The following is an 8248-nucleotide window of genomic DNA, read 5'->3' on the forward strand; positions in this document are numbered from 1 at the left end:
TGATCCAAGACGGGACGCCCGCGCAGCTGCTGCCGCCGGACTACTGGACCGAGAAGCTCGGCGACGCCGGCCTCCTCCGGCCGGGGACGCTGCTGATGAGCGGCACGATCCCCATGATCCCGGGCGTGAACCAGTTCGCGGACGCCTGGCGCGTCGAGCTCACGGACGCCGCCGGTCACGTGAGCCGCGTGGCGTACACCGTGGAGGTGCTGCCCGAGCCCTGGGAGTGACGCTGGTCCCGGCACTCCCAGGAAAAGCCGGACGCCTCCGCCCCGCCGGGCGGGGGCGTCCGGGCGGTTGGTGGCCGGCCTGACCCAGGGAGTGGGCGGACAGGGCCGCTCAGTTCGCCGCGGCGATCACCTTGTCGTAGAGCACCTGGAACCGCTCCATGCGGCGGTGGTAGTACCCGGACCGGTCGGGCACGGGCGTGAACGTGGCGCCGCGGTCGACCTCGGCGCGCTCCACCCCGGGCGCGAGGGTCTCCAGCGCCATCAGCGCGGTCCCGTGCATGGTGGAGCGCTTGATGGTGATCGGCGTGACGGGCGCGCCGGAGGCGTCCGCCACGATCTGCAGCAGCCCGGGGAGGCTGTTGCTGACGCGCCCGGTGCCGAGAATCTCGCGGGGGCGTCCGGTGACCTGGGTGAGGTCGCGCAGGATGCGCTGGTAGGAGAAGGCGACCCCCTCGATCGTGCCGCGGTACAGCTCCAGCGGCGTCGTCGCCGCGGTCACCCGGTGGAACACCGCGCGCGCCTGCCCCACCCAGCCGGTGGAGCGCTCGCCGGTGAACCACGGCAGCACGATCGGCACGGCGGGCAGCGGCGGGCCCATCAGGGTGGCCTCGACGACGGCCCGCTCCGGCAGCTTGAGCGTGGACTCCAGCCACGTCACCGCCCGCCCCACGTCGTTCAGCGCGCCGCCGAGGATGGAGCGCGTCCGGTCGATGCGGTTGCACCACAGCCCGCGGGGCAGGTTGTCCACGTCGCCCTCGACCAGCACCCGCATCGCGCCCGACGTCGCGGCGCTGAGCACGACCTGGCTCGAATCCTTCGAGCCGGCCCCGATGGACTGGCTGTGCCCGTCCGAGATGGGCGCGAACCAGACGGCGTCCGCGAGGTCGGGCCAGCGCTCGCCCACGGACGCCCGCGGCGTCAGCGGGTCGTCGGGCGGGGCGATCGGCGAGAGCTGCTCCAGCTGGACGCCGACGAGCGCGCAGAGCTCGGCGTCCCAGCGGCCCCGGCGGCGGTTGAGCATGCCGGTCCAGGCCGCGGTCGACGTGCCGGCGGCCGTGCGTCCGATGAGGCGCAGCCACGCGTACTCGCCGAGGGACATCCAGCGGCGGACGCGTCCGAAGGTGTCGGGGTCGGTCTGCTGCAGCCACAGGAACCGCGGCGGCAGGTAGCCGGTGTGCTGGCGAGTGCCGGTGCGCTGTTGCGTGTCGTCCTCGTCGAGGATGCTGCGCAGGTAGTTCACCTGCGGCGCGCAGCGGCTGTCGGCGTACGTGTAACAAGGGGTGATGGCGCGCCCGTCGGCGTCCACGCCGACCAGCGACGACGCGAACGTGTCGATCGCGACCCCCGCGATGGGCGCGCCGACGGCGTCCGTGCAGAAGTTGATGCACCGGCGGATCTCGTCGGCGACCTGGTCGGGATCGATCGTCGACGTCCCGTCGTTGAGCGTCGTGAACGCGTGCTGCACCTTCGTCTTGGAGTTGCGCAGCGGCAGCCCGCGCACGTCGTACACGCCGGCGCGCGTGCCGGTGCTGCCGACGTCGATCGCGAGCACGAGCGGGTTCTGCGCGTCAGCGCGTCGGGTCGTGAACATGGGTCCTCCTTCAGCCGGACGCCGTCCGCTCACGCTAGCCGCGGGGCCGGGGCGGGACCAGCGGCGGGGGCGGCTCACCGAGGCGAGGAGCGGGTAGATTCGGCCCATGCCCGACCGACGCGAGGACGCCGCCCGCCTCCAGCAGCTCGCCGACGCGGCGCGCCGGGCCGAGGCCGCGGAGGCGCAGCGCCTGATCGACGCGTTCGTCGAGGCCGCCCGCGAGCGTGGTCTCGCGCCCGAGCCGCTGCGGGCGACGCTGTACGGCGGGGCGTCCGTGCGCACCGACAAGGTCGGCTGGTACCTGAACAGCAGCCGCAGCGTCGCGATCGGGTACGACGGCTCCTACTACCAGTTGGTCGTCGGGGGCGGGGTGCGGGAGCGGCTGCGAGGCGTCCGGCTGGAGGCGTCGGAGCCGTCCCTGGTGATCGGACGCGGCGCCCGCGACGGGGAATCGGGTGACCTGGCGGAGTTCCTCGCCCGGGTGCTCGACCGTCCGGCCCCTTAAATGCACCGAGAGGCTGCGGAACACCCTCCGGCAGCCTCCCAGGCCACGCTCAGATTAAAGGAACCTCAACATTCCCAGCAATGGGTCTCATCTGACCGACCACCCCGAAGGGTGGTATACATGGAAGTTGACGCATGTGACCATCCGGGTCCGCGAGAGGATCACGCGTTTCGGGGCCTCGAAACGACGAAGCTGAGCGTCGCCTTCTTTTTGCGACAGCATTATCTAAATGCCGTGCAACGAAGACCGCGGAACAGTGCACGTTTGTGCGAGGCGCGAGGTTGAGTTTTCCCCGCAGCGAGGGCGGTCCGGCCTCGGAGCGGCGACTCCTCGCGGTGCCCTCGCCCGCACCGCTGGGCCCGCCACCTCTCCTGGCACCCCGCTCCTCGCCCCGGCGACCCGCCCCCGCCGCTGGCCCTCTCGCCCCGGGCACCTCGTGAGGCCCCCTCGCCCGCACCTCTCGGCCAGCACCTCGCCCCCTGCGAAGCTCTGCGCACTCGATCCGGGGCGCATCAGTGAGAACACCGTTATGGGGAATCCATTGCGCAGCCGTTTGCAGAACCTTCGGCTCGGGGGTCCCCGGGCGCGCAATTCGCCGCCCGGGTTGGGGGCGGCGCCTCGCGACTGGGGTGGGCACGCCCCTGATCGCGTCTGCCAGCGCGTTGGGACGCCGCCCGACCCGACGCGAACCACTGCGCAACGGATGGCGCATAACACCGTTCTCGCTATCGTCGCCGGATCCGGTGCGCACTCGTTTGCAGGGGAGACGCGCAAGTGCCCCGGAAGTGTCACGAGCAGGTGAGGCGGACGCGTAATCCCCCCGCAGCGGGACGCCCCCGGGACGCCCTCAGCGGCTCACGACACCGGTCTCATAGGCGAACAGCACGAGCCCCACGCGGTCGCGGCAGCGGAGTTTGGCGAGGAGGCGTCCGATGTGGGTTTTCACGGTGCCCTCGGCCATGTAGAGCGTCCCCGCGATTTCGGAGTTCGTCGCCCCCAACGCGATCTGCTCGAGCACCTCGCGCTCGCGTTCGGTGAGCTGCGCGAGCCGCGGGTCGGGGCCGGTGGGGGAGGGCTGCAGGGTCGGCAGCACGTGGTCGAGCAGGCGGCGCGTGGTCGAGGGGGCCATCACGGCGTCCCCGGCCGCGACGTTCCGGATGGCGTTCAGCAGGTCCTCGGGGCGGGCGTCCTTGAGCAGGAAGCCGCTCGCGCCGGCCTTGAGGGCGGCGAACGCGTACTCGTCCAGGTCGAACGTCGTGAGCACGAGCACCTTCGTGCCCAGCCCGGCGCGCACGATGCGGCGGGTGGCCTCGACGCCGTCCATCACCGGCATCCGGACGTCCATGAGCACGACGTCGCACGGGTGCTCGGTCAGCGCCCGGACGGCCGCCGCCCCCTCGGACGCCTCCCCGACGACCGCCAGGTCGTCCTCGGCCTCGATGAGCATGCGGAACCCGCTCCGGACGAGCGCCTGGTCGTCGGCGAGGAACACGCGGATCATCGGGGGTCTCCTGTCTCGGGGGGCTCGGCGAGCCGTTCGTAGGGCGTCCGAACCGGGATGCGCGCGTACACGCGGAAACCCGGCCCATCGTCGCGTGGCCCGGCGGTGATCGTGCCACCCATCGAGGTCACGCGCTCCTGCATGCCGCGGATGCCGTTGCCCCCACCCTCGGTCGGGTCGGGGACGCCGTGCCCGTTGTCGACGACCTCCACCGACACCTGGCTGGGGGAGTACGTCAGAATCACGGACGCCTCCGCGCCGGCCCCCGCGTGCTTGAGGAAGTTGGTGAGCCCCTCCTGGACGATCCGGTACACGGTGACCTCCAGTGCGGGGCTCGTGCCGACGGGCTCGCCGTAGACCTCCAGGCGCGCATGCTCGGACGCCCGCGTCACCAGGTCGGGGATGTCGCGCAGGCTGGGCGCCGGGGCGAAATCGGCGCGGGCGTCCGGGCCGCCGCGCAGGACGCCGACGATGCGGCGCATCTCGTACAGCGACTCGCGCCCGGTCTCGGCGATCGTGGTGAGCGCCTGCTCGGCGACCTCGGGCTTCTTGCGCGCTAGCGCCTTGCCGCCCTCGGCCTGCACGATCATCACCGACAGCGAGTGGGCGACGATGTCGTGCAGCTCGCGAGCGATCGTGGCGCGCTGGGCGGCCTCGTCGATGCGGGTCTGCTGCTCGTGCGCGTAGGCCCGCCGCGCATAGCGCTCCTCGGCGGCGGCGAGCTGCGCCTCGCGGGCGATCGCGGTCTCGCGGACGCGGCGTCCGGCGGCGTACGGCGTCAGGACGGCCGCCGCACACATCAGAAAGAACGCGATGAGCAGCAGCCCGTTGTAGACGGGCAGCCACGACGTCGCGACCCACTTCACCGGCCCGAGCACCGCCCCGACCAGCCCGAGGACGACGACCGAGCGCGCGGGCAGGCCCGGAACCCAGCGGGCGACCACGTAGGCGAGGATCGGCACCACGACCACGGACCCCGTCGGCCCCGGCAACGTCATCAACTGCAGCAGGCAGCCCATCCCGCAGCCGATCATCGCGAGCAGCGGCGAGTGCCGGCGGACGACCAGCGGCAGGAACGTCATCCCGGCCAGCAGGCGCGACGACGGCTCGATGTAGCCCAGCAGCACCGGTGTGAACAGCGCGCCGAGCAGGGCGAGGACCAGCGTCGACCCGGCGTCGATCATCCAGTCGCGCTGGGTCGCGCCGGCCGGGAACCAGACCTCGGAGCGCATCGCGCTCAGGATACGTGCGCGCGCCCGGTCCGGCATCGGACTGCGGTGCGGGCTGCGGGGTCCGTCCTGCGACCCGCGGCCGAGATCGGACGCGTCCGGGCGTCAGGGGGTCGTCATGGGCATGGGGTGGGCGCCGTGGTCCATGCCGGGCATCGCGGGCATCGGCTGCGCGGACGCGGTGGCCGACCAGCCGAGCACGCTCGGGTCGAGCATGCCGAGGATCATGGCGACGTGCGCGACCACCAGGAAGACGCCGACGAAGATGGCGTGCCACTTGCGCGCCTCCCGGACGCCGCGTCCGACGTAGCCCAGCTCGGTCAGCGTGATCGCCATGAGCGGCAGGGCGCTGAGCGCGTACGCCCCGACCGCGATGACGTCGGCCGGGCCGCGCCACCCCCCGGACGCCGTCAGCGGCAGGACTGCGTTCTTCAGCAGGTGCGCGAGGATGCCGAGCATGATGGGCCCGACCACGAGGCCGGCGGCGCGGCTGATGCCGTGCACCCAGGCGGGGGCCTTCCGCTGGAAGAGGATCGCCAGCTCGGTGATCGCGAGCGTCTCGGCAAGAATCACCGGGACGGCCATGAACAGCAACAGATTCCACGGCTGATTGGCCGACAGGAGCCCCATGTAGTGGGTCATCGGCATCCCGCCGCCGCCGGCGTCCGCGGCCAGGTTGGGGCCGCCGAGGCCGAACGCGAGGGCGAGGGCCGACGCGATCGCGACCGCGAAGGTGACGGCGGGCCTCCGCTGCAGGGAATCCGTCTCGGGACGCTCGATCTGGACGTCCGCCACGGTCGTCGACATGGGTGAACCTTTCGTCGTGGGCCAAGTCGTGGGCACGGCCTCGCGCTGGTACGCGCAACAGGCGCGTGCAGCAGGCGCGTGCAAACGAAGCCATCGTGAGGGCGCGGGATCACGGTCCGCCGGTCGGAACCGTCAAGATTCGGTCAAGCCGTCGCCAACCTGCCCCATTCAGGACGCCGCCGGCAGCGTCAGCGTGAACGTCGCCCCCGTCCCCGGTCCGGCGCTGGACGCCGTCAGCTCGCCTCCGTGCGCCCGGACGATCGCCCGGCTGATCGTGAGCCCCACCCCGCTGCCGCCGTGGCCCCGGTCGCGCGCGGTGTCGGCGCGGTAGAAGCGCTCGAACACGTGCGCGAGGGCGTCCGGCTCGATGCCCGCCCCGTCGTCGGCGACGGCGAACCGGACGCCGGCGGCGTCCAACCGCGCGCTGATCTCGACGCGTCCGCCGGCCGGGGTGTGGCGGAGCGCGTTCGACAGCAGGTTGGCCAGCACCTGGGCGATGCGGTCGGGGTCGGCGTCCACGAAGGGCAGCTCGTCGGACGCCCGGGCCACCAGCCGCACGCCCGCCCTCTCGAACCCGGGCAGGGCGGCGGCGCGCGCCTGCCCGAGGATCTCCACCGGCGAGAGGGACGCGCGCCGCAGCGTGAGGCGTCCCTCTTCGGCGGCCGAGACGTCCCGCACGTCGCTAACGAGGCGCCCGATCCGGGACGACTGTGTCCGCAGCGCCGCGAGCGTCGGTTCGTCGGCGACGAGCACCCCGTCTTCCAGCCCCTCGAGGACGGCGTCCAGCGAAGCCAGCGGCGTGCGCAGCTCGTGGGCGAGGTCGGTGAGCATGCGCCGGCGGGTCGCCTCGGTGGCGCTGATCGTCTCGGCGAGCTCGTTCACGGACGCCACCAGCGCGGCGAGCTCGCGCCCGGCCCGCGGGTCGGTGAGGCGGATGTCGTAGCGGCCGCGCGCGATGCGGCGGGCGGCGGTGGTGAGGTCGTCGAGGGAGCGGCGGAGGCGTCCGGCGGAGAAGAGGCTCACGACCAGCGCGGCCAGGACGCCGAGCGCGAGCCCGGCGGCCAGCGTGATCCACGCCGAGGAGAGGAACGCCTGCTCGGCGTGCTGCGCCGCCGTGCGGGGGTCGTCGGTGCCGGCCATCATCATGTGCTCGTGGAACACCCCCGGCCCGACGAGCAGCGACACCGCGATCATGCTCGCGGTCATCGCCGCGACGACCGCCGCCTGACCCGCGAAGAACCGCGTGGACAACGTGCCGCGCGAGGCGCGGTGGGGTGCGGGGCCGGGCGCGGGCTCGCCGTTGCGCCCGCCGTCGGGGCGACGGTCGCTGGAGCGCCGGTCGTGGGATTGCCGGTCGGCAGATCGCGGGTCCGTGGAGCGCCGGTCGGGGGATCGCCGGCCCGTGGACGGACCGCCAGCCGGGCCGCTCATCGGCCCGTGCCCATGCGGTAGCCGACCCCCCGGACGGTCTGGACGAACCGCGGCTGCCCCGCATCGTCGCCGAGTTTGCGCCGCACGTGCGCCAGATGGACGTCGACCACGTGGTCGTCGCCGACCCAGTCGGGCCCCCAGACGTCGTCGATGAGCTGCCGGCGCGACAAGGCCAGACGCGGCCGGGACGCCAGCGCCGCGAGCAGGTCGAACTCCGTGCGCGTGAGGTCGACGGGCGCCCCCTCCAGGTGCACCTCGCGGGACCCGAGATCGAGGGTGAGGGCGCCGAAGACGAGCGGGGGGTCGGCGTCCCGCGGGCCGCGCGGCCGGCGCATCATCGCCTGGATGCGGGCCACCAACTCCCGGACGCTGAACGGCTTCGTCACGTAGTCGTCGGCCCCCACGGACAGCCCGACGAGGGTGTCGACCTCGTCGGCGCGCGCCGTGGCCATCACGATGTAGCAGTCGGAGAACGTGCGCACCTGCCGGCACAGCTCCACCCCGTCGAGGCCCGGGAGCCCGAGGTCGAGCACGATCACGTCGGGATCGGTCTCGCGCGCCAGCCGGAGCCCGGTCGGGCCGTCGGCGGCCAAGCGCGTCGCGAAGCCCGCGCGCTCGAGGTACTGGGCGATCATGCCGGCCAACACCTCCTCGTCGTCGATGACGAGCACCAGGGGTTCGCGCGCGGCAGCCATGGGCGACATTGTGCCCAAGCCCTCCGACAAAACCTTTTCCCGCACGAGTGTGTTGTCAAAAGCGTCCGCGTCATGGTTTCATGGGAAACAGCACAGACGTGCTATCAAGAGTTCGACGCCCACGAACGGGGGACCCATGACCCAGCCGCCCGCCGGACGCCCGGCCCGCGAGAACGAGCTCATCGACGGTCAGCCGGCGTCCGCGTCCGATCCGGCGGGTGCGCACGAGCCGGCGGGTGCGTACGAGCCGGCGGGTGCG

Annotated in this window: 8 protein-coding genes; 2 read left to right on the plus strand and 6 right to left on the minus strand. The window is 72.9% G+C overall.

What is annotated here, in order from left to right; translation table 11 throughout:
* Positions 1-230, plus strand: a 230-nt coding sequence (locus tag WMJ97_RS13245) for a DUF2848 family protein (RefSeq protein WP_347349473.1), incomplete at its 5' end; no start/stop codon positions are given.
* 109 nt (positions 231-339) lie between these two features.
* On the opposite strand, the gene WMJ97_RS13250 is transcribed toward WMJ97_RS13245, so the two are convergent.
* A complete protein-coding gene (locus tag WMJ97_RS13250) occupies positions 340-1821 on the minus strand; it encodes a gluconokinase (protein ID WP_347349474.1) in 1482 nt (493 codons plus the stop codon).
* 106 nt (positions 1822-1927) lie between these two features.
* Between WMJ97_RS13250 and WMJ97_RS13255 the strand changes: the two genes are divergently transcribed.
* Complete coding sequence (locus WMJ97_RS13255; protein ID WP_347349475.1) at positions 1928-2326, plus strand: hypothetical protein; 399 nt, start codon at positions 1928-1930, stop codon at positions 2324-2326.
* 847 nt (positions 2327-3173) lie between these two features.
* Here the strand turns inward: WMJ97_RS13255 and WMJ97_RS13260 are convergent.
* From WMJ97_RS13260 to WMJ97_RS13280, 5 genes are all read right to left on the minus strand, one after another.
* A complete protein-coding gene (locus WMJ97_RS13260; protein WP_347349476.1) occupies positions 3174-3827 on the minus strand; it encodes a response regulator transcription factor in 654 nt (217 codons plus the stop codon).
* The gene (locus WMJ97_RS13265; RefSeq protein WP_347349477.1) at positions 3824-5059 is read right to left on the minus strand and encodes a sensor histidine kinase; all 1236 of its coding nucleotides are present in this window, start codon (positions 5057-5059) and stop codon (positions 3824-3826) included. The genes WMJ97_RS13260 and WMJ97_RS13265 overlap by 4 nt, the downstream gene beginning before the upstream one ends.
* 102 nt (positions 5060-5161) lie before the next feature.
* Entirely contained in the window at positions 5162-5863 is a 702-nt protein-coding gene (locus WMJ97_RS13270) for a DUF6803 family protein (RefSeq protein WP_347349478.1), read from the minus strand.
* Positions 5864-6031: 168 nt separating this feature from the next.
* Complete coding sequence (locus WMJ97_RS13275; protein WP_347349479.1) at positions 6032-7114, minus strand: ATP-binding protein; 1083 nt, start codon at positions 7112-7114, stop codon at positions 6032-6034.
* A gap of 176 nt (positions 7115-7290) precedes the next feature.
* On the minus strand, positions 7291-7998 hold the full coding sequence (locus tag WMJ97_RS13280; protein ID WP_347349480.1) for a response regulator transcription factor: 708 nt from the start codon (positions 7996-7998) through the stop codon (positions 7291-7293).
* Positions 7999-8248: the final 250 nt, after the last annotated feature.

The sequence above is a fragment of the Nigerium sp. genome, assembly GCF_039811905.1.
Lineage (GTDB): Bacteria > Actinomycetota > Actinomycetes > Propionibacteriales > Propionibacteriaceae > Propioniciclava.